Source organism: Mesorhizobium sp. B2-4-17 (genome assembly GCF_006441275.1).
In the GTDB taxonomy this organism is placed as follows: domain Bacteria; phylum Pseudomonadota; class Alphaproteobacteria; order Rhizobiales; family Rhizobiaceae; genus Mesorhizobium.
This window is the reverse complement of sequence record NZ_VFUX01000004.1, coordinates 48,254-72,663: the sequence shown is the minus strand read 5'-3', so window position 1 is coordinate 72,663 and position 24,410 is coordinate 48,254. Positions and strand designations below refer to the sequence as shown.

The 24,410-nt window shown below is 63.5% G+C and carries 23 protein-coding genes; 1 reads left to right on the top strand and 22 read right to left on the bottom strand.

The window, feature by feature from the left end; genetic code table 11:
• Positions 1 to 125: 125 nt before the first annotated feature.
• The 9 genes from pnp to rimP form a co-directional block, all read right to left on the bottom strand.
• Positions 126 to 2,273, bottom strand: coding sequence for a polyribonucleotide nucleotidyltransferase (pnp, locus tag FJ548_RS04955; RefSeq protein ID WP_140607738.1), 2,148 nt, complete (start codon positions 2,271 to 2,273; stop codon positions 126 to 128).
• Positions 2,274 to 2,683: 410 nt separating this feature from the next.
• Positions 2,684 to 3,058 (bottom strand): 30S ribosomal protein S15, encoded by a 375-nt coding sequence (gene rpsO / locus FJ548_RS04950; protein WP_281406662.1) that lies wholly within the window; start codon positions 3,056 to 3,058, stop codon positions 2,684 to 2,686.
• A 77-nt stretch (positions 3,059 to 3,135) separates the two neighbouring features.
• Positions 3,136 to 4,230, bottom strand: coding sequence for a magnesium/cobalt transporter CorA (gene corA, locus FJ548_RS04945; RefSeq protein ID WP_140607740.1), 1,095 nt, complete (start codon positions 4,228 to 4,230; stop codon positions 3,136 to 3,138).
• 44 nt (positions 4,231 to 4,274) lie between these two features.
• A complete protein-coding gene (gene truB / locus FJ548_RS04940; protein ID WP_140607742.1) occupies positions 4,275 to 5,252 on the bottom strand; it encodes a tRNA pseudouridine(55) synthase TruB in 978 nt (325 codons plus the stop codon).
• Positions 5,252 to 5,692, bottom strand: coding sequence for a 30S ribosome-binding factor RbfA (gene rbfA / locus FJ548_RS04935; RefSeq protein WP_140607744.1), 441 nt, complete (start codon positions 5,690 to 5,692; stop codon positions 5,252 to 5,254). The genes truB and rbfA overlap by 1 nt, the downstream gene beginning before the upstream one ends.
• A gap of 122 nt (positions 5,693 to 5,814) precedes the next feature.
• The gene (gene infB / locus FJ548_RS04930) at positions 5,815 to 8,394 is read right to left on the bottom strand and encodes a translation initiation factor IF-2 (RefSeq protein ID WP_140691342.1); all 2,580 of its coding nucleotides are present in this window, start codon (positions 8,392 to 8,394) and stop codon (positions 5,815 to 5,817) included.
• Positions 8,391 to 9,041: an RNA-binding protein gene (locus FJ548_RS04925; protein WP_140765035.1), complete on the bottom strand. Its 651-nt coding sequence runs from the start codon at positions 9,039 to 9,041 to the stop codon at positions 8,391 to 8,393. The genes infB and FJ548_RS04925 overlap by 4 nt, the downstream gene beginning before the upstream one ends.
• A 38-nt stretch (positions 9,042 to 9,079) precedes the next feature.
• Entirely contained in the window at positions 9,080 to 10,675 is a 1,596-nt protein-coding gene (nusA, locus tag FJ548_RS04920) for a transcription termination factor NusA (RefSeq protein WP_140777127.1), read from the bottom strand.
• Between the two features lie 49 nt (positions 10,676 to 10,724).
• Positions 10,725 to 11,372 (bottom strand): ribosome maturation factor RimP, encoded by a 648-nt coding sequence (gene rimP / locus FJ548_RS04915; protein WP_140607752.1) that lies wholly within the window; start codon positions 11,370 to 11,372, stop codon positions 10,725 to 10,727.
• 274 nt (positions 11,373 to 11,646) lie between these two features.
• On the opposite strand from rimP, the gene FJ548_RS04910 reads away from it, so the two are divergent.
• Positions 11,647 to 11,811, top strand: coding sequence for a hypothetical protein (locus FJ548_RS04910; protein WP_140777125.1), 165 nt, complete (start codon positions 11,647 to 11,649; stop codon positions 11,809 to 11,811).
• Positions 11,812 to 11,824: 13 nt separating this feature from the next.
• Here the strand turns inward: FJ548_RS04910 and FJ548_RS04905 are convergent, their stop codons facing one another.
• The 13 genes from FJ548_RS04905 to FJ548_RS04845 all read right to left on the bottom strand — a co-directional run bounded on the left by FJ548_RS04905 (position 11,825) and on the right by FJ548_RS04845 (position 24,222).
• Entirely contained in the window at positions 11,825 to 12,526 is a 702-nt protein-coding gene (locus FJ548_RS04905; RefSeq protein WP_140765044.1) for a tRNA (guanosine(46)-N(7))-methyltransferase TrmB, read from the bottom strand.
• A gap of 29 nt (positions 12,527 to 12,555) precedes the next feature.
• Positions 12,556 to 13,821, bottom strand: a complete 1,266-nt coding sequence (metK, locus tag FJ548_RS04900; RefSeq protein ID WP_140607756.1) for a methionine adenosyltransferase — start codon at positions 13,819 to 13,821, stop codon at positions 12,556 to 12,558.
• Between the two features lie 169 nt (positions 13,822 to 13,990).
• Complete coding sequence (locus FJ548_RS04895) at positions 13,991 to 14,410, bottom strand: helix-turn-helix transcriptional regulator (protein ID WP_140607758.1); 420 nt, start codon at positions 14,408 to 14,410, stop codon at positions 13,991 to 13,993.
• A gap of 139 nt (positions 14,411 to 14,549) precedes the next feature.
• Entirely contained in the window at positions 14,550 to 16,142 is a 1,593-nt protein-coding gene (gene lnt, locus FJ548_RS04890) for an apolipoprotein N-acyltransferase (protein ID WP_140777123.1), read from the bottom strand.
• 94 nt (positions 16,143 to 16,236) lie between these two features.
• On the bottom strand, positions 16,237 to 16,707 hold the full coding sequence (locus FJ548_RS04885) for a VOC family protein (RefSeq protein ID WP_140777121.1): 471 nt from the start codon (positions 16,705 to 16,707) through the stop codon (positions 16,237 to 16,239).
• A 15-nt stretch (positions 16,708 to 16,722) separates the two neighbouring features.
• Positions 16,723 to 17,817 carry a hemolysin family protein gene (locus tag FJ548_RS04880; RefSeq protein ID WP_140607764.1) on the bottom strand — a complete coding sequence of 365 codons (1,095 nt, stop codon included), beginning with the start codon at positions 17,815 to 17,817 and terminating at the stop codon, positions 16,723 to 16,725.
• 27 nt (positions 17,818 to 17,844) lie between these two features.
• Complete coding sequence (gene ybeY / locus FJ548_RS04875; protein WP_140691328.1) at positions 17,845 to 18,351, bottom strand: rRNA maturation RNase YbeY; 507 nt, start codon at positions 18,349 to 18,351, stop codon at positions 17,845 to 17,847.
• Between the two features lie 9 nt (positions 18,352 to 18,360).
• Positions 18,361 to 19,353: a PhoH family protein gene (locus tag FJ548_RS04870; protein WP_226890477.1), complete on the bottom strand. Its 993-nt coding sequence runs from the start codon at positions 19,351 to 19,353 to the stop codon at positions 18,361 to 18,363.
• 83 nt (positions 19,354 to 19,436) lie between these two features.
• Positions 19,437 to 20,846 (bottom strand): tRNA (N6-isopentenyl adenosine(37)-C2)-methylthiotransferase MiaB, encoded by a 1,410-nt coding sequence (gene miaB, locus FJ548_RS04865; protein WP_140777119.1) that lies wholly within the window; start codon positions 20,844 to 20,846, stop codon positions 19,437 to 19,439.
• 73 nt (positions 20,847 to 20,919) lie between these two features.
• Positions 20,920 to 21,720, bottom strand: coding sequence for a 1-acyl-sn-glycerol-3-phosphate acyltransferase (locus FJ548_RS04860; protein ID WP_140777117.1), 801 nt, complete (start codon positions 21,718 to 21,720; stop codon positions 20,920 to 20,922).
• 128 nt (positions 21,721 to 21,848) lie between these two features.
• Entirely contained in the window at positions 21,849 to 22,343 is a 495-nt protein-coding gene (gene rimI, locus FJ548_RS04855; protein WP_140607780.1) for a ribosomal protein S18-alanine N-acetyltransferase, read from the bottom strand.
• 1 nt (position 22,344) lies between these two features.
• The gene (gene tsaB / locus FJ548_RS04850; RefSeq protein ID WP_140607782.1) at positions 22,345 to 23,022 is read right to left on the bottom strand and encodes a tRNA (adenosine(37)-N6)-threonylcarbamoyltransferase complex dimerization subunit type 1 TsaB; all 678 of its coding nucleotides are present in this window, start codon (positions 23,020 to 23,022) and stop codon (positions 22,345 to 22,347) included.
• A gap of 93 nt (positions 23,023 to 23,115) precedes the next feature.
• On the bottom strand, positions 23,116 to 24,222 hold the full coding sequence (locus FJ548_RS04845) for a DUF1513 domain-containing protein (protein WP_140607784.1): 1,107 nt from the start codon (positions 24,220 to 24,222) through the stop codon (positions 23,116 to 23,118).
• Positions 24,223 to 24,410: the final 188 nt, after the last annotated feature.

Sequence of the window (24,410 nt, the reverse complement as noted above, 5' to 3'; positions counted from 1 at the left end):
CCCCTGCCCTTTGGTGTCTTGCGCAATTCCGGACGGAAAGCCGCTTCGCACCTTTCCTGGAATTGCTGCAAACGAAAACGGGCGCGACAACAGCCGCGCCCGCTTCGATTTCGTTGTCAGACCGCTCAGGCGGCGTCTTCTTCGCCTTCGGCCTTCTTCTCGCGCACGATTTCCTTGCCGGTCGCCTGGTCGACGACCTTCATCGACAGGCGAACCTTGCCGCGCTCGTCGAAGCCCATCAGCTTGACCCAGACCTTATCGCCTTCCTTGACGACGTCCGAGGTCTTGGCGACGCGCTCATTGGCGAGCTGTGAGATGTGGACGAGACCGTCACGCGGGCCAAAAAAGTTGACGAAGGCGCCGAAGTCGGCGGTCTTGACGACCGTGCCTTCGTAGATTTCGCCGACTTCCGGCTCGGCGACGATGGTGTGGATCCACTTCTTCGCCGCCTCGATCTCCTTGGCGTTCGAGGAAGCGATCTTGACCGTGCCGTCGTCCTCGATGTTGATCTTGGCGCCGGTCTTCTCGACGATCTCGCGGATGACCTTGCCGCCGGAGCCGATGACGTCACGGATCTTGTCGGTCGGGATGTGCATGACCTCGATGCGCGGCGCGAACTCGCCGAGCTCGGCACGTGCGCCGGACAGCGCATGGGCCATTTCGCCGAGGATATGCAGGCGACCGTCCTTGGCCTGGCCGAGGGCGATCTGCATGATCTCCTCGGTGATGCCATCGATCTTGATGTCCATCTGCAGCGAGGTGATGCCGTTGGCGGTCCCGGCTACCTTGAAGTCCATGTCGCCGAGGTGATCCTCGTCGCCCAGGATGTCCGACAGCACGGCGAAGCGCTCACCTTCCTTGATCAGGCCCATGGCGATGCCAGCAACCGGCTTGGCCAGCGGCACGCCGGCATCCATCAGCGCCAGCGAGGTGCCGCAGACCGTGGCCATCGACGAGGAACCGTTGGACTCGGTGATCTCCGAGACGACGCGCAGCGTGTAGGGGAACTGGTCGGCGCTCGGCAGCATCGGGCGGATGGCGCGCCAGGCGAGCTTGCCGTGGCCGATTTCGCGGCGGCCCGGCGAACCCATGCGACCGGTTTCACCGACGGAGTAGGGAGGGAAGTTGTAGTGAAGGAGGAACTTCTCCTTGTACATGCCGGTCAGCGAATCGACATACTGCTCGTCCTCGCCGGTGCCGAGCGTGGCAACCACCAGCGCCTGGGTCTCGCCGCGGGTGAACAGCGCCGAACCATGGGTACGCGGCAGGACGCCGACTTCGGAGACGATCTTGCGGACAGTCTTGAGATCACGGCCATCGATGCGCGAGCCGGTGTCGAGGATGTTCCAGCGCACGACCTTGGCCTGGAGTTCCTTGAACACGGAGCCGATCTGCTCGGAAGTGTATTTGGGATCCTCGCCCTCGGCCGGAGCAAATGCGGCCTTGACCTTCGCCTTGACGGCGTCGACGGCGGCATAGCGCTTCTGCTTGTCGGTGATCTTGTAGGCGTCGCGGAGTTCGTCGCCGACGATCTTCAGCATCTCGCCTTCGAGCTCGGAATAATCCGGCGCGGTGAAGTCGCGCGGATCCTTGGCGGCGACTTCGGCCAGCTTGATGATGGCGTCGATTACCGGCTGGAAGCCCTTCTGGCCGAACATCACGGCGCCGAGCATCAGCTCTTCGGAAAGTTCCTTGGCTTCGGATTCGACCATCAGCACGGCGTCGGTGGTGCCGGCGACGACGAGGTCGAGCTTGGATTCCTCCATCTCGTCAATGTGCGGGTTGAGAACATATTCGCCGTTGATGTAGCCGACGCGGGCGCCGCCGATCGGGCCCATGAAGGGAACGCCAGACAGGGTCAGCGCGGCCGAGGTGGCGACGATCGACAAGATGTCCGGGTCATTTTCGAGATCGTGCTGAACGACGGTGACGACGATCTGGGTGTCGTTCTTGTAGCCGTCGGCGAAAAGCGGCCGGATCGGGCGGTCGATGAGGCGGGAAACCAGCGTTTCCTTCTCGCTCGGACGGCCTTCGCGCTTGAAATAGCCGCCCGGGATCTTGCCGGCGGCATAGGTCTTTTCCTGGTAGTTGACGGTCAGCGGAAAGAAATCGAGGCCGGGCTTGGGCTCCTTCATCGAAACGACGGTGGCGAGAACCACGGTCTCGCCGTAAGTGGCAAGCACGGCACCGTCAGCCTGGCGCGCGATCTTGCCGGTTTCGAGGATGAGCGGGCGGCCGCCCCATTCGATTTCCACTTTGTGTTGATTGAACATGTCTTGTCCTTTGTATGAGGAAGGGCCGCGCCGTTTTCATCATGCGCGGGTGCCCTTTCCTCTGGCTTCCTTTCTCGGGCAGCCACGGGCAAGACAACGGGAAGCTCGGGTTTGACCGGCACAATGGCCATACGAGCGTCCTGCAATCCTGCCCCATGACCGTCCATGGGTGACTTCGAGTGGCCCTCTGCGCGCTCGAAGCCGGATATGGCCAATCGATCGACTGGCCTGCGCATGACCCCGAAAACCACGGCTTACGGAACGCGTCATGCGCAAATTCAGCTTTTCGGAGCGTCCGTCCGGCATCCAGATGGGTGCGCGGCGCTCCAGTCCTGCATTCGAGTTCGGGTTGGCCCGATGCTCAAATGCGCGACCGGCGGACTCCCTGTGGGAGCCCGCCGGTCAATTCGTCAACGGCGCAGACCGAGCTTCTCGATCAGTGTCTGGTAGCGCGCGTCGTCCTTGCGCTTGAGATAGTCAAGCAGGCTGCGGCGCTGGGACACGAGAGCGAGCAGACCACGGCGGGAATGGTTATCCTTCTTGTGGTCCTTGAAATGGTCGGTCAGGTTCTTGATGCGCTCGGAAAGGATGGCCACCTGGACTTCCGGAGACCCGGTATCGCCCTTGGCGGTAGCGAATTCACCCATCAATTCCTTCTTGCGCTCGGCAGTAATCGACATCGTGTTTTTCCTTATCTGTTCGAGGAAACGGGTCGCCCTCAGCCGGGATGTCGTCCAGCAGGGGCCGGTGCAAGCAAAGCGTCCTAGCGCTATGCTGCGGCGCATATAGTGCAATTCCCGGCAAAACACCAGCCCAATTCACGAAGCCGGCTTTTCAGCTCAAGTACCAAACTTTGTACCGGTTACAGCCATTTCTTCCATTTGAAAAAGGCGATCAGCCCAGCGGCGATAACGGCCATGAACAGCAACGACGCGGGATAGCCGTAATAGGCCTTCAGCTCCGGCATGTTCCAGGGCGAACTCCCGGGATCGAAGTTCATGCCCCAGACGCCAACCAGGAATGTGAGCGGCATGAAGATGACCGAGACGATGGTGAGATAGCTGATGACATCGTTGGTGCGCGCCTGGCTCAGCGACAGATGCATCTCGATCAGTCCGGTCAGCATGTCGCGCTGGGTCTCCACCAGCTCGATCAGCCGGAGCGAATGGTCGAGCGTGTCGTTGAGGAAGACCTTGGTCTCGGCTCTGACACAGGCCACGTCGTTGCGGATCAGCGTCGCCAGGGCATCGCGCATCGGCCAAAGCACGCCCTTCAGCACATTGGCGTCGCGCCGCAATTCATGCAGCTGCCGCATCTGGTGCTTGTGCGTCGAATGCAGCATCTGGTCCTCGATGCCGTCGACCAGGTCGCCGGCCGCCTCGATCGGCGGGAAATAGCTGTCAACGATGGCGTCGATCAGTGCATAGGCCAGATAGTCGGCGCCGCGCGTGCGCAACCGATTGGGCGCCGAACTCTCGATGCGCTTGCGCACGGGATCGAACGGATCTCCCTCGCGCTCCTGGAAAGTGACGACGAAGTTCTCGCCGAGGAACACAGCGATCTGTTCGTAGCGATGCGCGGTGATATCGTCGATCATGCGCACGACGACGAAAACATGATCCTCGAAGAAGTCGACCTTCGGCCGCTGGCCGGTGTTGACGACGTCCTCCAGCGCCAGCGGGTGCAGGCTGAAGATGCGGCCGATCTCCTCGATCAGCTGGATGTTGGCGAGACCAGTGCAGTCGAGCCAGATTACCGGCCATTTGTGGCAATTGGCCTCGACGTCGTCGATGCTGGCATTGTCGATGGTCTTGAATTTCTGCGGCGAGATCAGGGTCAGCCGCAGTTCGGAGCGCCGCGCCGCCGGATCGGCGATCAGCGTGCCCGGCGAGGCGCCGACCGGCGGCCGCCGCGTCTTCACCGGCGCCCGCTTTTTCACCGCCTCGGCCTTTGCCATGTGCCCCCCGATCTTAAAGTCCAACCGAAGTTAGACGAGAGCCATCAGCCGGCAAAGACCCGCTTGGGCTTGAACATGCCCTGTTCGATCGCGCCGATGGCAACCAGCTTGCCGCGTGCCGTCGCGCAGGCTTCTTCAGCCTCCACCGGCGCATCGCGGCCACGAATGATGACCGGGTTGCCGAGACGGATCTTGGTCGCGGCGTCATCGCTGATGGCGATCTGCGGCAGGCAATCGAGAGCCGCTGACGTATCGACAAGAAGCGCATCGATCGCGTCGAAGTCGATCGGCGCGTCCGGGGCGTCGCCGCCGTCGTCCGAACCTGACTTGTCTTCACCTTGCGCGCCGAAGCGCGCCGCCTCAAGTTCGGCGATGGTAACGAAATCCTGCGGCGTGAACGGCTCGACCTCGACCCGGCGCAGGTCGGAAACATGGCCGAAGCAGCCGAGGTCGCGGCCCATGTCACGCGCCAGCGAACGCACATAGGTGCCCTTGCCGCATTCGACCTCGAAAACCGTGTAATCGGCGCCGTGCTCGACGACGTCGAGACGCCCGATCTCGATCTCGCGCGGGGGGATGTCGACCGTCTCGCCTTCGCGGGCGAGGTCGTAGGCGCGTTCGCCCGCGATCTTGACGGCCGAGAATTGCGGCGGCGTCTGCATGATGACGCCGGTGTATTTCGGCAGCAGGGCCCGCACCTCGGCTTCGGTCGGACGCAGGTCAGAGCTCTTCGTCACCGGCCCTTCAAGATCGTCGGTGGAGCGCTCATCGCCCCAGGCGACGGTGAAACGATAAATCTTGGCGCCGTCCTGCACGTAAGGCACGGTCTTGGTGGCTTCGCCGAGCGCGATCGGCAGCATGCCGGAAGCCAGAGGGTCGAGCGTACCGGCGTGGCCGGCTTTTTCGGCCTGGAACAGCCATTTGATCTTGGACACAGCCTCGGTCGATCCCATGCCGACCGGCTTGTCCAGCACCACCCAGCCGGAGACCGGCCGACCCTTTTTCTTGCCGCGACGCCCCATTATTCGCTGTCCCTGTCGTCTTTGACCCTGTCGTCTTTGTTCTTGTCGTCGTCCGCATCAAGATCGCGGGCCACTTCGGGCGACTTCAGCAGGTCGTTGATCCTGGCGAAATTGTCGAAGGATGTGTCCAGCCGGAAGCGGAACTCCGGCATGTATTTCATTTGCCTGAGCGCACCGGAGACACGGCCGCGGACGAATTTCGCATGCTTGTTGAGCGCTTCGATGACGGCGCCGGCATCCTTTGCACCGAGCGGGGATACAAAGGCCGTGGCGATCTTGAGATCGGGCGACATGCGCACTTCGGAGACCGAAACGACCGAGTTTTCAATCAACGGGTCGATGATCTCGCCGCGCTGCAGGGTTTCGGAAAGCGCATGGCGCACCTGCTCGCCAACGCGCAGCATGCGCTGGGATGGACCGGATGTGGTGGAACGGGGCATTTTTCTCAATCCTGAAAGCGTGAGGCGCGGGATGGGACCGTGCCGCATGTCTCAAACAGTTCTCAACAGGCTTTGGGCGGCGGTCTTACGACCACCGCCCGATACCGACAAGTCACTCGAACTCAGAGTGTCCGGGTCACCATCTCGACGCGGAAGCACTCGATGATGTCGCCGACGCGCATGTCCTCGTAGTTCTGGAAGGCCATGCCGCACTCCTGGCCGACGGGGACTTCCGCAACCTCGTCCTTGAAGCGCTTCAGCGTCTTCAGCGTGCCTTCGTGGATGACGACATTGTCGCGGATCAGGCGCACGCCCGCGCCGCGCTCGACCTTGCCTTCGGTGACACGGCAGCCGGCGATCTTGCCGACCTTGGTGATGTCGAAGATCTCGAGGATCTCGGCATTGCCGATGAAGGTTTCGCGACGCTCCGGCGACAGCAGGCCCGACAGAGCCGCTTTCACATCATCCACGAGGTTGTAGATGATCGAGTAGTAGCGGATCTCGATGCCCGCGGCCGCGGCCGCTGCACGCGCCTGCACATTGGCACGGACGTTGAAGCCGATGATTGCCGCGCCCGAGGTCTCCGCCAGGGAAACGTCGCTTTCGGTGATGGCGCCGGCGCCGGCGTGGACGATGCGCGCACGCACCTCGTCGGTGCCGAGCTTGTCCAGCGCGGCATTGATCGCCTCGATCGAACCCTGAACGTCGCCCTTGATGACCAGCGGGAATTCCTTCAGCCCGCTCGTCTGCAACTGCGACATCATCTGTTCGAGCGAGCCGCGCTGACCGGCATGCTTGGCAACCGCCTTCTCGCGCGCCAGACGCTGGCGGTATTCGGTGATCTCGCGGGCGCGAGCCTCGTTGTTGACGACCGCGAAGCGGTCACCAGCCTGCGGCGTGCCCTGAAGGCCGAGCACCTCGACCGGCATCGCCGGCGGCGCTTCCTTGATCTGTTCGCCACGATCGTTGACCAGCGCGCGCACCCGGCCCCATTCGTTGCCGGCGACGAGAATGTCGCCCGGCATCAGCGTGCCGGTCTGCACCAGCACTGTGGCGACGGGGCCGCGGCCCTTGTCGAGCTGGGCCTCGATGACGACGCCCTCGGCGGTCCTGTCCGGATTGGCCTTCAGGTCGAGGATTTCGGCCTGCAGCAGGATCGCTTCGAGCAGCTTGTCGAGATTGGTGCCCTTGGTCGCCGACACTTCGACGTCAAGCACTTCACCGCCCATCGATTCCACGAACACCTCGTGGCGCAGCAGTTCGGAGCGCACCTTCTGCGGATCGGCGTCATGCTTGTCGATCTTGTTGATCGCCACGATAATCGGAACGTTGGCCGCCTTGGCATGGCTGATCGATTCGATCGTCTGCGGCATCACGCTGTCGTCGGCAGCCACCACGAGAATGGCAATGTCGGTGGCCTGGGCGCCGCGGGCGCGCATCGCCGTGAAGGCGGCGTGGCCGGGCGTGTCGATGAAGGTGATCTTCTGACCGTTCTTCTCGACCTGATAGGCGCCGATATGCTGGGTGATGCCGCCGGCTTCGCCGGACACGACATTGGCGTTGCGGATCGCATCCAGCAGCGAGGTCTTGCCGTGGTCGACGTGGCCCATGATGGTCACGACCGGCGGACGCGGCACCAGGTCTTCCGGACGATCGGCGATGTTGAACAGGCCTTCCTCGATGTCGGACTCGGCGACGCGGCGGACCGTGTGGCCGAATTCGGTGGCGACCAGCTCGGCCGTGTCGGCGTCGATGACGTCGCCTGGCTTCAGGATCTGGCCCTGCTTCATGAAGAACTTGACGACATCGACCGCACGTTCGGACATGCGCTGCGCCAGTTCCTGGATGGTGATGGTCTCGGGCAAGATCACTTCGCGCATGACTTTCTCGCGCGGTTCATTGTGCATCGCGCGCTTGAACTTCTCCTGACGGCGACGCATCGACGACAGCGAACGGGCCCGCGCATCCTCGTCGGAAAGCGCGGAATTCAGCGTCAGCTTGCCGCGGCGACGGTCTTCCTCGCCTTTGGTCGGTTTGGCCGGACGCGCCACTTCGGGCGTGACCGGGCGGCGTACCGGCGCCCCGGCGCCAGCCCGCTTCGGCTTGACCTCTTCCTCTTCGTCCGATGTCGCCAGTTCGGCGGCCTGCGGCGCGCGGCGGCGTGCCTCTTCCTCGGCGCGGCGGCGGGATTCGGCTTCGGCCTGCAGGCGCGCTTCCTCTTCGGCCTGCCGGCGCGCGGATTCTTCGCGCTCACGCTTGCGGCGCTCTTCTTCCTCGGCGCGGCGCTTGGCCTCCTCGGCGGCGCGCTGGCGGTCCTCGACTTCGCGAACCTTCGAGCCTTCGAGTGCCCTGCGGCGCGCTTCCATTTCACTGCGCGACAATTCGTTCAGCACCATGCCGCTGCGCTCGACCGGAGGCGGCGGGGGCGGCGGCGCCTTGGGCGCTTCCTGCACGACGGGCGCGGCAGCCGCTACCGGCGGCTTCGGCGTGAAAACAGGCGCAGGGGCAGCGGCTACCGGCTCCGGCCTGTCGCCGGGCAGCGAGAACTTGCGCTTCTTGGTCTCGACCACGACCGACTTGGTACGGCCATGCGAGAAGTTCTGGCGCACGGTGCCCTGTTCCATGCCGGGGCGCTTCAGCGTCAAGGTCTTCTTCGGCGTAACACTCAACGTCTTGTCGTCGCCCGATTTCGTATCGCTCATTCCATATCCTCTGCGGCCTCATCTTCGTCAGCAACGGCCGCAAGCATTGCCAGATCGTCCGGGGTACCGCCCCGATACCGGTCGAGCGCAACCATGCGCTTCTGGACCGCCTTACCCGCGTCTCCCGCGAGGACGGCAGCATGTATCACATTTGTACCCCCCAATGCCAAGCTCAACTCGGCCTCGGAGAAAAGTTTGTAGGCAAGGATGGAAGGGCCGCCAATATGGACGGTCGCCCGCCGCGCCTGGCTGATCTTGCGTACGCCATCGTCGGACGCTTCGGTCGCGTGGAGCACGAAAAGCGCCAACCCGCCGCGCACCGCGCTCTCGACCTTGGTGGCACCCAGCGCTATCGCGCCAGCCTTGCGGGCGAGACCCAGCATGCCAAGCGCGGATTTGGAGAGCAACCCGTCGACCATGCCGCCCAGATCGGGCGGCACAACCACCTGTGCCTTGAAGGCGCGGGCAAAGAGGTTTTTGGCCGCCGCCTTGTCGATATGTAGGCGGTCAGCACTCACCCAGCAACCACGGCCGGGCAGATTTCTCTTAAGATCGGGAACGACGGCCGAATCCGGGCCGACGACGAACCGGATCAGATCATCCGGTTCGGCCTGCTTGCGGGTGACGATGCAGGTGCGATCGTTCATCTCGTCCAGGGGCGGGTTCTGTGCGATCCGGTTTCACCTCATGCACCAACGGCTTCGTCAGCCGATGCTTCTTCGGCCGCGAGCTCGTCCTCGGAAATCCAGCCGGCCTTGAGACGGGCGGCGAGCACCATCTGCTCGGCGTCGGCGCGCGAAACGCCGTGATTGGCCAGCACGCCGGGGTACACTTTGGTTTCGCCGTCCTTGCGTTCCTTCCAGCCGGTCAGGTCGTCGGCGGCATAGCCGGCGAAATCCTCGATCGTCTTCACGCCGTCTTCGCCAAGCGACACCATCATGGCGGTGGTGATGCCGGGGATTTCGCGCAGCTCGTCCTTGACACCCAGCGCCTTGCGCTTCTCGTCATGCTGGGCCTCGATCTTCTCCAGATATTCGCGGGCGCGGGTCTGGATTTCCGAAGCGGTGTCCTCGTCGAAGCCGTCGATCGAGGAGATTTCGCCGGAATCGACGTAGGCCACTTCCTCGACGCTGGTGAAGCCTTCCGAGGCAAGCACCTGGCCGACCATTTCGTCGACGTCGAGGGCTTCCATGAACAGCGCCGAGCGCTCGACGAATTCCTTCTGACGCCGCTCGCTCTCTTCCTGCTCGGTCAGGATGTCGATGTCCCAGCCGGTGAGCTGCGAGGCAAGGCGCACGTTCTGGCCGCGACGGCCGATGGCCAACGACAGTTGATCGTCCGGCACCACAACCTCGATGCGCTCGGCATCCTCGTCGAGAACCACCTTGGCGACTTCGGCCGGCTGCAGCGCGTTGACGATGAAGGAAGCGGCCGAGGGCGACCACGGAATGATGTCGATCTTCTCGCCCTGCAATTCGCCGACGACCGCCTGGACGCGGCTGCCGCGCATACCGACGCAGGCACCGACCGGATCGATCGAGCTGTCGCGCGAGATGACGGCGATCTTGGCGCGTGAGCCCGGGTCACGGGCGACCGACTTGATCTCGATGATGCCGTCATAGATTTCCGGCACTTCCATGGTGAAGAGCTTGGCCATGAACTGCGGATGGGTGCGCGACAGGAATATCTGCGGGCCGCGCTGCTCGCGGCGCACGTCGTAGACGTAGGCACGGACGCGGTCGCCATACTTGTAGTTCTCGCGCGGGATCAGTTCGTCACGGCGGATGATCGCCTCGCCACGGCCGAGATCGACGATGACATTGCCATATTCGACGCGCTTGACGGTGCCGTTGACGATCTCGCCGATGCGGTCCTTGTATTCGTCGTACTGGCGGTCGCGTTCAGCCTCGCGCACCTTCTGCACGATGACCTGCTTGGCGGACTGGGCGGCGATGCGGCCGAAATCCATCGGCGGCAGCTGTTCGGCGATGAAATCGCCGAGCTGAGCGTCGGGATTGCGCTCCCGAGCAGAGGAAATGGCGATCTGCGTGGCATAATCGTCGACCTTTTCGACCACTTCCATCAGCCGCTGCAGCTTCATCTCGCCGGTGTTCGGGTTGATGTCGGCACGGATGTTGGTCTCCTGGCCGTACCGCGAACGCGCCGCTTTCTGGATCGCATCGGCCATGGCGGCGATGACGATCGACTTGTCGATCGACTTTTCACGCGCGACCGCGTCGGCAATCTGCAGCAGTTCAAGTCTGTTGGCGCTTACAACCATGTTCTTTCTCCCGAGCCTGTTTGCCGGACCTTCGGGTCCGGCAGCTCAATCAACTTTCCTGTTCGTGTTCTTCCGTGGCGTCCGTTTCCGCACCCTCTGGCACGTCGTCGTCCGGCTCGCCGCGGCGTTTCTTGGCTTCCTTGCGCGCCCTGTTGTCCTTCGACAAGGCATCGCGGATCAGGTCGTCGGTCAGGATCAGGCGCGCCTCCGCGATCGCATCGTAGGGCACGCGCACCGTCGGCTCCTCGCCATAGGCCGCCTTGTCGCGCTCGATCAGCACGTCATTTTCGCCGGCTTCGGCGATCTTGCCCTTGAAGCGCTTGCGGTCGGCGACGACGACCGACGTCTCCATCTTCACCAGGTGGCCAGTCCACGCCGTGAAATCCGACTTGCGGACCAGCGGCCGGTCGATGCCGGGAGAAGAGACTTCCAGATGATACGCCTTCTCGATCGGATCGTCGACGTCGAGCGCCGGCGACACCGCGCGGCTGACCGCTTCGCAATCCTCGACGGTCATGGTGCCGTCCTCGCGCTCGGCCATGATCTGCAGCGTCAGCCCGTTCTGACCGGACAGGCGCACGCGCACCAGGCGAAACCCGATGCCGCGCAGCACGGGTTGGATGATCAGCGCGATGCGCGCATCGATGCCGCTTTCGCGGATGATGCGGTCGTCACCTTCGCTTGCCGTTGCAGTCATCTAATCCCTGTCGTTCTTTTCGAACCTATCGGCAGGTAATAAAAAAGAGCGGGACCGGATGGACCCACTCTTCGTCATACCGACCAAGAATTTGAAGCTGATATAGACGATCCGGGCCGGCGTTTCAAGTCCGCTGTGCCGGGGCGGCAAAAGCCCTCACGGCATCCGCGCTGCTTCAGACGCATGGCCCCACGCGGCAATCCCCCTGTGTGCGCCGACAGGACGCTCCTTTAGCCACGACACGAACAGAATTGCCGCGCGAAAGGACAAGATCATGAGCAACCGCAGAATATTTTCCGCCTTGGGCGATCTCTTCACAACGTTCGGCCGCGCCATCGCCGCATCGCGCGCCGTGGAAGCCGGCGGCAAGCCGCGCGCGGACGACCTGCGCAAGCTTGGCATGGATCCGGCTGTGTTCGACCGAATCGGCCGTTTCTGAGCTGCCGGAAGGCTTATGTCCTGACGAAAGTCAGATAGGCGGGCGGCCGGCCCTCGCGAATGGCCTTCGCCTCGTAACGGGTGCCTGGCCAGCCATCGTAAGGGCGATGCCAGTCCGCCGCTTCCGCGGCCTGCCATGCGAAGGCGCCGTGCGCCCGGCAATGCAGCAAGGTCCAGTTCACATAGGTGTCGATATCGGACGCGAAGCGGAATTTCGAACCCGGCTTCAGGACACGCGCGAAACGGTCGAGATTGACCTGGCTGACGAAGCGCCGCTTCCAGTGCTTCTTCTTCGGCCAGGGGTCGGGATAAAGAAGATCAATGCCCTCCAGCGAGGCCGAGGGCAGCCAGTCGAGCAATTGCGTGGCGTCGTCGTCATAGACCCTGAGATTGGCAAGCGGCCTTTCCCGGACCGCCATCATCATCTTGGCCATGCCGTTGACGAAGGGCTCGACGCCGATGAAGCCGATCGTCGGCGCCTCGACGGCGCGATGCAGGAGATGTTCGCCACCGCCAAAGCCGATTTCGAGCCGCACGGCCGAAACGTCAGCTTCAAACAGAGTGCGCAGATCCGGCGGCGCCGCGGTCGCCAGATCGAGCCGATAGGCGCCAAGGCCGCTTTCCAGGGCCGCGGCCTGCTGCGGGCGAACGGGCTTGCCGCGCCGACGACCGAAAAAGGCTTCGGTCGTACGGCTTGGCCTGTCTTGCGGGCTCATCTGGTTGGGCGCAGGGTCCGTCGTGGCGCTCAGGCCGCGACGGCATCCTTGAGCGCCTTGGCGAGGTCGGTCTTCTCCCAGGAGAAAGACCCATCACGGCCGGCCTTGCGACCGAAATGACCGTAGGACGACGTCTTGGCGTAAATCGGCTTGTTGAGGTCCAGGTGGCGGCGGATGCCCGACGGCGACAGATCCATCACGCTGCGCAGCACGTCTTCGAGCTTTGCCTCGTCGACCTTGCCGGTGCCGTGGAGGTCGACATAGACCGACAGCGGCTGGGCGACACCTATGGCATAGGAAAGCTGGATGGTGCAGCGGTCGGCCAGCTTCGCCGCCACGACATTCTTGGCGAGGTAACGCGCCGCATATGCGGCCGAACGATCGACCTTGGTGGTATCCTTACCGGAGAAGGCGCCGCCGCCGTGAGGTGCCGCGCCACCATAGGTGTCGACGATGATCTTGCGGCCGGTGAGGCCCGCATCGCCGTCTGGCCCGCCGATGACGAACTTGCCAGTCGGGTTGATGTACCACATGCAATCGTCGGCGATCTTGAGGTCGCCAAGCGCCTCGCGGACGTAGGGTTCCACGACCTTGCGGACCTTCTTGGAGTCCCAGGTCGAGTCGAGATGCTGAGTCGACAGGACGATCTGCGTCGCCTCGGCCGCCTTGCCATCGATGTAGCGGACGGTGACCTGGCTCTTGGCATCCGGTCCGAGCTTGCCCGCCTCGCCGTTGTTTTCGTGACGGGCGGCGGCCAGCAGTTCGAGGATCTTGTGGCTGTAGTAGATCGGCGCCGGCATCAGGTCCGGCGTCTCGCGGCAGGCATAACCGAACATGATGCCCTGGTCGCCGGCACCTTCCTCGCCCTGGCGGTCGGCGGCGTTGTCGACGCCCTGGCCGATGTCCGGCGACTGGCCGTGCAGCAGGACCTCGATCTTGGCCGTCTTCCAGTGGAAGCCTGCCTGCTCATAGCCGATCTCGCGGATCGCCTTGCGGGCGACGGATTTGAATTTCGCCGGGTTCACGACAGGGTGCCCCGCCGCGTCCTTGAGGATGTTACCGGCCTTGTCCTTCTTCAGCAGCGTCTCGGGGACGCGCACCTCACCGGCGATAACGACGCGGTTGGTGGTCGCCAGGGTCTCGCAGGCAACGCGGACTTTCCATGGGTCCATGCCGGTTTTCTTGGCTTCACGATAGACCAGATCGACGATCTCGTCGGAGATCCGGTCACAGACTTTGTCGGGATGGCCCTCGGCAACGGATTCCGAGGTAAAGAAGTAGTTCTGCCGCGTCACGGGTGTCCCCTCTTGAAAAACGATCGGCAGGCTGCCGATTTTGGCGCGCCACGTGTTAGCGGGGCAGAGCGCCGCTCGTCAAGCGTTGCCGCCGTTCTGGCATGAATGTCGACGCCGATATCTTGTGCCACCGGCGGCTGGTTGCCGCCGGTTCAAAGCGCATCGCGGATCAGTCGAGATCGTCCGCTGCGAGCGATTTCACCAAGTCGATGATCCTGCGGCGCACCTTGACATCGGCGATCTTGACAAAGGCGCGGTTGAGCTGAAGGCCTTCCGGGCTGCCGCAGAATTCGACGGCAAAAGCCATAGAGGCATCCTCGGCAAAGCCGCGGTTGGCCGCGGACTCCTGACCCGGCGCATCCTCGAAAAAGAAGGCGACGGGCACGCCGAGTATCGAAGCAATCGCCTGCAGGCGGCTGGCGCCGACGCGATTGGTGCCCTTTTCATATTTCTGGATCTGTTGAAATGTGATGCCGAGATTTTCGCCCAGCTTTTCCTGGCTCATTCCGAGCATGTTGCGGCGGAGCCGAACCCGGCTTCCAACATGGATGTCGATCGGATTCGGTTTCTTCTTGTTTTCTTCTGTCATTTTTTCCTCGCCGAATTTTTTCGGCTTTGTGTTTTTTTCCTGCCCAAAGAAAGCCGGAGGCGAACTGCCCCAACAGAACGATCCACTGGCTTCGAGAAATTTTCAGGCGGTACAGTATGAGTTTCTAATGTGCCAACTGTCAATTCACCCGTAGCCTTTGCCTTACATTCAACAGGGCCCCGACCAGCGCAAACAGCAACATAATCAGCATTCCGTTAATGCGTCGCTGGCCTGAGGAAACGACCGTCTGTTCGGAAATCGGCACCTTCACATCGATGGCTCCGCGCGCGTCGATCGCCAGCGCGTCGACGACGCGTCCGTGTCGATCGACGACGGCCGAGATGCCGTTATTGGCAGCGCGCAGCAAGGGCAATCCGTTCTCCACTGCGCGAATCTGAGCCTGCCGGAAATGCTGGTATGGCCCCGGCGTGTCGCCAAACCACGCATCATTGGTAACGTTCACAATAAGCTGCGCTGACGTAGCGTCAACCGCCACGAGGTCGGGAAAGATCACCTCATAACAAATAAATGGCAGGGCATGGATGCCGCCCGGAAGCGTGATTGCGTGGCGCTCGTTGCCGGCCGTGAACGTCATCGGCCCGGCGACGAGCTGGTCGATACCGAAACGGCCGAACAGATCGGCAAAAGGCAGGTATTCACCGAACGGCACCAGATGGACCTTGTCGACGGCGTCAGCGATTTCGCCCTTGTCGTTGATCGCCACCACGGAATTGTAATAGCGGCTGTCAGGGCTGGCCGCCGAGCCGCCCTCCTCGCGAACGACGCCGGCAATCAGCATCTGGCCATCGGCCAGCATATCGCCCAGCGCCGTCAACGCATCAGGCCGCTCGGTGAAGAGGAACGGCACCGAGGTTTCCGGCCACAGGATCAGCTGCGGCTTTCCGTGACCGGGGTCCGGTGCCTTGGCGGACAGGCCTAACAGGGTGGCGAAGATGCGGTCACGCACCGAGGCGTTCCATTTTTCCGACAGGTCCACCGCCGGCTGGACGATGCGGACATCCAGGCTGCGCTCAGCCGGCTTTTCAGGAGCGGCAAGCCTGACATAGCCGAAGCCGACATGGGCGGCGGCAAGCAGCACAAACAGGGCTGCGCCGAGGCGAAGATGCCGGCGCGCCGCCAGCAATGCGGGCAGGGAAAAGAGGAACACGGCAAGAGCGTTCATGCCGATCATGCCGGTCACCGAGACGCTCTGCATCAGAAGGGGCACGGGCATCGCCGCGTAGCCGATCGCATTCCAGGGGAAGCCGGTGAACAAGAAGCCGCGCAGCCATTCCGTCAGCCCGAAGCCGAAGGCAAGAGCGGCGATGCGGCCGACATCGCTGCTCCACAGAAGCCGGGCGACCATCGTCGCAAAGCCATAGAAAAAGGCGAGCGCGAAGGGAATGCCGATTACGGCGAAGGGAAGCGCCCAGGCAAAGCTGTCGGCCTCGACCAGCAGCGCCGAGCCGACCCACCAAAGGCCGGCGAGGAAATAGCCAAAGCCGAACCACCAGCCGACGGCGAAAGCCGGCCGCAGGCGCCGGAACAGGCTGCCGGAGGCTTCGCCGGTTGCGCCGTCGAGCAGCCAGACCAGCAACGGAAACGAAATAAAGCAGGCGGCGAAGAAATCGTATGGCGCCTGGCCGAGCACCGCCAGCGCTCCGGCAAGAAAGGCAACGAGTGCGCGCCGCCAACCCCAAAGCAGAATTATCCGGCCAGCAAGGCGCACCATGCATACTTCCGAGTCGCGCGAATCAGGACGCCAGATTTATCAGGCCGCGGCTTGCACTCCAAACGCCGACGACCGCGATGCCCCGACCGCCGCTCTATCGATGCCAACCCTCGATCCGCAGGCCGCCCAGGTGTTCGGCCTCTTCGCGGGAAGGGGAACGGATCGGCTGCGTGAAGATCCAGGCGTGACCCTCGGGATCGCGTGCCCGATACTGGCGCTCGCCATAGAACTGATCCGTCGGCTCCTGGATTATTACCGCACCGGCTGCCCGCGCCTGCTCACAATGCGCTTCGAGGCCGTCCTTCAGCCTGACATAGACCGACTGCGTGTTCTTGCCGGAGACCGCAGCCGGGCTGGCGACATAATCAGCCCATTCGGAATCGACGATGATGTAGCAATCGCCGAACCGCATCTCGGAATGAACGAGCTTTCCGTCGGCGTCACTGACCACCATGCTGCGCTCGAAGCCGAACGCCGCTTCCAGCCACGCCAGCGCGGCAACAGGGTCTCTGTAGAAGACACCGGACCCCAGGCTCGCGTGCTTGAACGGATCCTCAATCGTCATCGGCGAGCGAGCGGCTCAGGCCTGTTCGGTGCGCGCCGCGGCACGCCGGCGGCGTTCGCCCTTCTGGCTCTGCACGATGCGCACGCGCTTGACGCGGCGCGGATCGGCATCGAGCACATGGAACTCGAAGCCCGGGATGGCCTGCACCACCTCGCCGCGCGCCGGCACGCGGCCGAGCGTGTTGAAGATCATGCCGCCGATGGTGTCGACATATTCGCCATGTTCGCCAGCGGCGAAATCGCCGCCGATCATCTTGGCGACGTCGTCGATCTCGGCCTTGCCGTCGACCACGAACACGCCGTCGCCGGCCTGGGTGATCATCGGCTCGTCATCGTCATGCTCGTCCTCGATGTCGCCGACGACCATCTCGACAATGTCCTCGAGCGAGACAAGGCCGTCCGTGCCGCCATATTCGTCGATGACCAGTGCCATCTGCGTGCGCGTCGTCTGCATGCGGCCCATCAGGTCGGAGGCAAGCATCGAAGGCGGCACGAACAGAACCGGGCGGATCAGGTTGAGTTCGCCGATGGTGCGCGCGAGGTCGACCTGGGCAAGATCAAGCTGCGTGGCGGCCGGCGTCTTCCTGGTCGTGCGCCCCTTCTTGACGCGCGCGAGCTTGGTGATGTGCGCCAGCACGTCACGAATATGGACCATGCCGCGCGGATCATCGAGCGTCTCGGAATAGACCGGCATGCGGGAGTGGCCGGATTGTTCGAAGGTGCCCAGGAGGTCGCCGAGCGTCGTGGTGATCTCGACGGCCTCGATATCGGCGCGCGGCACCATGACGTCCTCGACACGCACTTCACGCAACCGCAGGATGTTGTTGAGCATGGCGCGCTCGCCAGGCGAGAAGGATTCGGCATCGCTGGCTGTCTCGGCAAGCGCGCCGGCGATTTCCTCACGCAGGCTGGTTCCATTGCGCTGCCGGAACAGGCCCAGAACACGTTCGAACAGGGAGGGGCCGGCAGGCGAAGACTCGCTGGCAACGCTGCCGGTGTTGGCAACACCAGGGGTAACGGTACTCGGACTTGATCCCTCTTCCGACGTATCGGAAGCCTTGGCGGCACTGCCGGCGTCGGGGCGGGCGGCAGTCTCTGGTTTGTCGTTCATCGTCGTCCGGTCAATTGTCAGATGTAGTTACGCGTAGGGATCGGGAATGGCAAGCCTTGCGAGCGCTGTACGTTCGAGAGCTTCCATCTCCTCGGCCTCGGCGTCGGTCTCGTGATCGTAGCCCAGCAAATGCAACAGGCCATGGATGACGAGATGGGAGATATGGTTCTCCAGGGGCTTGTCTTCCAGTGCCGCCTCGCGCGCCACCGTCTCGGCGGCGAGCACAATGTCGCCCAACATCGGCGGCAGCGGAGCGCCTTTCGCATGCGGAAAAGCCGGGAAAGACAAGACGTTGGTCGGCTTGTCCTTGCCGCGCCAGCCGGCGTTCAGCGTGCGGATATGGGCGTCGTCGGAAAAAACGACGCTCAGTTCGGAATGTCCTGCAGCGCCGGTTTCGGCGAAAGCGGCCGCGGCGGCTTTGTCGACAAGCTGCAAAAGCACCGCCTCTCCAGGCCAGTTTCCCGCCTCGACCATCAGATCGATGTCGACGGGAAGGAGCAGGCCTATCCCATCAGGCCTTTCGGGCTCGGTCATGCGGTCAAATCAGCCTTCGGTCCCCATGCCGCGCGCGAGCTTGCCGTCCCGGTCATAGGCCTTGACGATCTCGGCGACCAGCGGATGCCGGACGACGTCACCCTCGTTGAAGCGCACCGTCACCATACCCGTCACGCCGTCAAGGATCCTGAGCGCCTCGACCAGGCCGGACTTGGTGTTCGGCGGCAGGTCGATCTGGGTCGGATCGCCCGTCACGATCATGCGCGAATTTTCGCCAAGACGCGTCAGGAACATTTTCATCTGCATCGGCGTGGTGTTCTGCGCCTCGTCGAGGATGACCGCGGCATGCGCCAGCGTGCGGCCGCGCATGAAGGCGAGCGGCGCGATCTCGATCACTTCCGCCGCAATGGCACGTTCGACCTTGTCGGCGGGCATCATGTCGTAGAGCGCGTCATAGAGCGGCCGCAGATAGGGATCGACCTTCTCCTTCATGTCGCCGGGCAGGAAGCCCAGCCGCTCGCCGGCCTCGACCGCGGGGCGCGACAGCACGATACGCTCGACCATGCCGCGTTCGAGCAGCATCGCCGCATGCGCCACCGCCAGATAGGTCTTGCCGGTGCCGGCCGGACCGATGCCGAACACCAGTTCCGACCGCTCCAAGGCCCGCATATAGGCGTCCTGGGTGAGCGAGCGGGCGTAGATCGTCTTCTTGCGGGTGGATATCTGGGCAGCTGAAACCTTGCCCTTGCGCTCCAGCGTCGGCAGCGTGAGCTGATCGTCGGCGGCCACCGCCATGCGCACGGCGCCGTCGACATCGGACTGACTGATATCGACGCCTTTCTGCAGAATCCCGTAGAGATTGTCCAAGGCGCGGCGCGCTTGTTCGGCGGCCGAAGCAGACCCCTTGATGGTCAGCTGGTTGCCGCGCGAGCGTATGTCGACGCCGAGCTTCTGCTCGAGCCGGGCGAGGTTCTCGTCGAACTGACCGTAAAGGGCGCTGGCAAGCTTGTTGTTGTCGAAAGTCAGAACGATGTGCGCCATGTCAGAAGCCCCAGATGCCGGTACCGGGGGCAGATTCTTCAGCTCCGCTGCGCTCAACCGTCTCTCCTCATCTGCCGAGACCATCAGGCCAATTCGGCGAACAGGCTATTGTAGCCCGTCTTCGTGATTCGTACCTGGATAATGTCACCGATTTCGCCGGCCTTTTCATCAACAATAACCGGCTGTAGCCAAGGCGAGCGGCCGACCTTCTGGCCGGCCTGCCGGCCAGGCTTCTCGATCAGCGTGTCGATGGTGCTGCCGACCAGGCTCGAGCCGAAATCCTGCTGTTGTTTCAAGAGCAGAGCCTGCAGGAGCTGCAGGCGTTCGTCCTTGACCGATTCCGGCACATGATCGGGCATATCGGCGCCCGGCGTGCCGGGGCGTGGGGAATATTTGAAGGAAAAGGCCGAGGCGTAGTTCACCTGGCGCACCAATTCCATGGTCGCTTCGAAATCGGCGTCCGTTTCACCGGGGAAGCCGACGATGAAGTCGCCAGATAGTGCGATATCCGGCCGCGCGGCACGGATGCGATCAAGCAACGCCAGATAATCCTTCGCCGTGTGCCTGCGGTTCATCGCCTTGAGGATACGGTCGGATCCCGACTGCACCGGCAGATGCAGATAGGGCATCAGCGACGGCAGGTCGCGGTGGGCAGCAATCAGCTCGTCGTCCATGTCGCGCGGATGGCTGGTGGTGTAGCGCAGCCGCGCAAGGCCGGGGATTTCGGCCAGCCGGAACAGCAGCCGGCCAAGACCCCATTCCTCGCCATTTTCGCCTTGGCCATGCCAGGCATTGACGTTCTGGCCAAGCAGCGTCACCTCGCGCACACCGGCCTCGGCGAGCCGCTCGGCCTCAGCGACGATCTGCGCGACCGGCCGCGATACCTCGGCCCCTCTGGTGTAGGGCACGACGCAGAAGGTGCAGAACTTGTCGCAGCCTTCCTGCACGGTGAGGAAGGCGGTGACGCCGCGCTTGATGACCTCGGCGCGCCTGGGTTGCGGCAGATGCTCGAACTTGTCCTCGATGGCGTATTCGGTCTCGACGATCTTCTCGCCGCCACGGACTCTCGCCAGCACGTCCGGCAAGCGGTGATAGGTCTGCGGACCGATGACCAGATCGACAGCCGGAGAGCGCCTGATGATCTCGGCACCCTCGGCCTGCGCCACGCAGCCGGCGACGCCGATCAGCAACTCGCGGCCGGCATCGGCGCGCTCCGCCTTCATGTCACGGATGCGGCCGAGCTCGGAATAGACCTTTTCGGCCGCCTTCTCCCTGATATGGCAGGTGTTGAGCAGCACGAGATCAGCCTCGCCGATGGCATCGGTCGCGGTGTAGCCGTCGGCGGCCAGAGCGTCGCTCATGCGCTGTGAGTCATAGACGTTCATCTGGCAGCCATAGGTCTTGATGAAGACCTTCTTCGCTGCCGTGGCGCGCGCTGCCGGCTCTCCGGCGACAGTGCCGATGTCGTCGCTTTCAATCGTGTTCAAGTCCATCTGGCGGCTTCTAACGCCTTTCCGTGACAAAAAACAGACGATTCTCGGTATGCGCCCGCAGGAGCGTGCAGGGCTAGCGGCTCGGGCGCGGATCGGCGAGTGACGCCTGCATCATCTCGCGCACCTGGCTTTCCATCAGCTTCGCCGTTTCCTTGCGGTTCGAGCCCTTGGAAAAGGCAATCGCTTCGCCGAAATGCACCTCGACATCGAGGGCGCCTTCGGCCATCAGCACCTTGAGGTGCGGCATCAAATCCTCGTCGCCGATCCAGGCCGCGATCGGGCGGTGCCGGCGGCCGAGCGGCACGCCATGCAGGCGCGTATAGACGATCGCCACCGGCTGGATGAATACCTGCTCGGCAGCACCCTCCGAAATCGCCATCGAGGCGGCCCCGAACAGCGTGCTCTTGAACGGCAGGACGACATTGCCGTCACCGGTCGAACCCTCGGCGAACAGCACCATGACGTCGCCCTTGGCCATGCGGCCGGCGATCTCGCTGGCCTGGTCGCCCGAGGAACGCTTGCGTTCGCGCTCGATGAAGACGGTGCGCTGCAGTTTCGACAGCATGCCGATCAGCGGCCAGCCTTCCATGTCGGCCCTGGCGATGAACTTCACATCGGCAAAAGAGCCCAGCACCATGATGTCGGTCCAGGAGATGTGGTTCGCGGCGACCAGCAAGGGGCGCTTGGCCGACAGCGTCCCCTTGACATGGATGCGCATGCCGAGCGCCCGGACAATCAACCTATGCCATATCTTGAGGATGACGGTTTCCGGCCACCAGCCGGTTTTCATCGACAGTATCTGCAACGGCACCAGGACCAGCGAACCGGCAACGACGAGGCCCAGCGCCAGGAAAACCCTGATTTTTCCGATCATGCGTCCTTGGCCTTACCATTACAGTGCCGCGCGTCCTCCTGGACGCACAAAGGACGCTGCAACACCTTGATCTTGGCGCATGATCCTTCCGAAATCGGATCCGATTTTCGGGGTCATGCGGCCTCTGGCTAGCGAAGATCGCGGCGCATGACAAGCGCCCCGGTCGGCCCGCGCCCGGGCGCCTTGTAATAATCCGGGCGCTTGCCGACTTCGCGGAAGCCGAGCCGCCGATAGAGGGCGATCGCGGCGACATTGGTCTCGTCGACCTCCAGGAACAGCGCTTCGGCGCGCTGGGCGTGCAGTTCGCGTAGCACCGCGTCCATCAGCTGCCAGCCCAGCCCCTGGCGGCGATGCGATCGCGCCACGGCGACGGTCAGAATCTCGCCCTCGCCGGCTGCCAGCCTTGCCAGCACGAAGCCCACCGGCGGCTTGGCGCCCTGCCCGGTTTCGCGCGCGGCGTAGCCGAACACGGTGTCCTGTTCGAGCAAGGCAGCGAACTCGCCATCGGTCCACGGGCGGACGAAATCCTCGCGGTGCAGCAGCGAGATCGCGGGACTGTCGGTGATCCTGAGCGGCTCGAGTGCATAGTCCCGGCGACGCGGCTGAAGAAAGGGTATGCGCATTCTATTTTTCTTGCCTCGAAAGAATAAACCCGGCCTGCGGCTTGGCATCAGCGCCGCGCAGGTAAAGCGGTTTTGGCCTTTCGCTCTCGCCTTTGGCGACGGCAAGACGGGCGTAGGTGACAATGTCGGCGGTGGCCATCCGTGGCCCGATGTCGAAAGCGCGCCCGGCTGAAGCGGCGATGTGCGCCGCTGCGGTGCCGGCAAGCACGGCAGCATTTTCGACCGCCAGGGCCGTGGCTTCCGCCAGCGTGGTCACCGCGGGGCCGTAAGTCAAAGCTGACATTTTATCGTACAATGCGGCATGGATCTCCTCACGGCCGGCATCGAGCGCCGCCAGCACGGCGCGGCCGGGAAATGCCGCTGCCGCTTCGGCCGCCAGCGCCTCGAGCGTCGTCACGCCGATCGCGGGCACCTTGAGCGCCAGCGCCAACCCGCGCGCTGTCGAAACACCGACGCGAAGGCCGGTGAAGGAACCGGGACCGACGGAGACGGCGATGGCGCCAAGGCCGGCGTAGTCAGTCGCACCCGCCTTCATCGCCTCGGCGATGACCGCCATCAGGTGTTCGGCATGGCCCTTGCCGAGATCGAGCACCGAGCGGCCGAGTTCCTCCTCTGCCGCCGCGTCGTAGACGCAGGCGGCGCAGAGGCTGGCGGCACAGTCGATGGCAAGCACTTTCATGAAGCGACCGGTTCCGAGAACCACTTCCCTGTGCCCGCCAAGGCGCGCCACCGCAAGCACAATTTGTTAAGCGGCTTCGGTTCTGCCAGCGCTCTACCGGACCTGTTCGATGCGCAGCATGTGGTTGTCCCAGACATAGTCCGGTTCCGACCGCGCCACGCCGCTGCCTTCAATGATCTCACCGGCGCCCGTGGTGGCCATGAAGCCCAATCCATCCGGCGCCACGCCGCAGACCTCGACCAGCGCGCGGGTCGAGACCACCCGGCCACTCGCCGCGTCGATCACGGCAAGCGAATTGCCTTCCGGCGACGAGACGGCGATCGTGGCGGCTGAAGGATTGGCGGCGACCGAGCCGATATAGTTGCGAAAGCCGGACAGCACATCCCCCGGCATGTCGAGCAACTGCAGATCCTTGCCGCGCGTGGCGCGGCCGACCAGCGCCGGACGATCGGTGCCCGGCCCCCTGTATTGGCAGCCGAACCAGACGGTGCCGGTCTGGTCGGTGTCCATGTGGCGGATCGACAGCTGATGCAGCGCCGCCGGCAGTTCGTGCTTTTCGATGAGGTCACCAGAGACGCGGTCGACAAGCACATAGCACGGCTTCATGGTCCCGATGTTGAGCTCGGCACGGCCATAATCGGGATGGGTCTCGATGCCGCCATTGGCGACCGCGATCGTCCTGCCATCGCCCAGCAGCAGAAGCTCGTGCGGCCCCATGCCGTAGGTCGGGAACTCCCCGACGCGGCTGAATTTCGCCCGCGCATCATAGATGCCGACCACGCCTGCAGCGTTGTCGAAATCATTCTCCGTGGCGTAGAGCAGCGCGCCGTCGGGCGAGAACACGCCATGGCCGAAGAAATGCCGGCCGGGGATGCTGGCGATTGTCAGCGGAGCATCGTGCCCGGTGTGATCGAAAACGACGGCGAAAGTGCCCGGCTGGCGGGCGAAAACCACCGAACGCCTGGATACGGGATCGAAGGTGACGTCGTGGCCGCGATCGGGCAGGTCGATCGCATGCAGCACCTTGCCGGCCTCCGACAGGACGGCAGCACCAAAACCGCCGTCGCGCTTGAGGAAGGCGGTGGCGAAGACGGCACCCGCCGCCAGCGTTTTTGCCCAGGCCGACGGTGCCATCGCGGCGGCAAAGCCAATGCCCGCGGCCCTCAGGAAATCACGGCGATCCATGAGGGATGTTCTCATGACACCATCCCAACGGTTAGAGGCTCGCTCATCGCCATGTCCGGAGGTCGAAGTTGGCATTCAGTTCCCACCGATCGCTCGAGCGGATTATCGCAGCCATCCGAGGTTGGCCGAAGCCTTTCAGAATTCGTCATGCTTGGGCGAAGCAGGAGCGAAGCTCCGTCGCGAAGACCCAAGGATCCATGCCG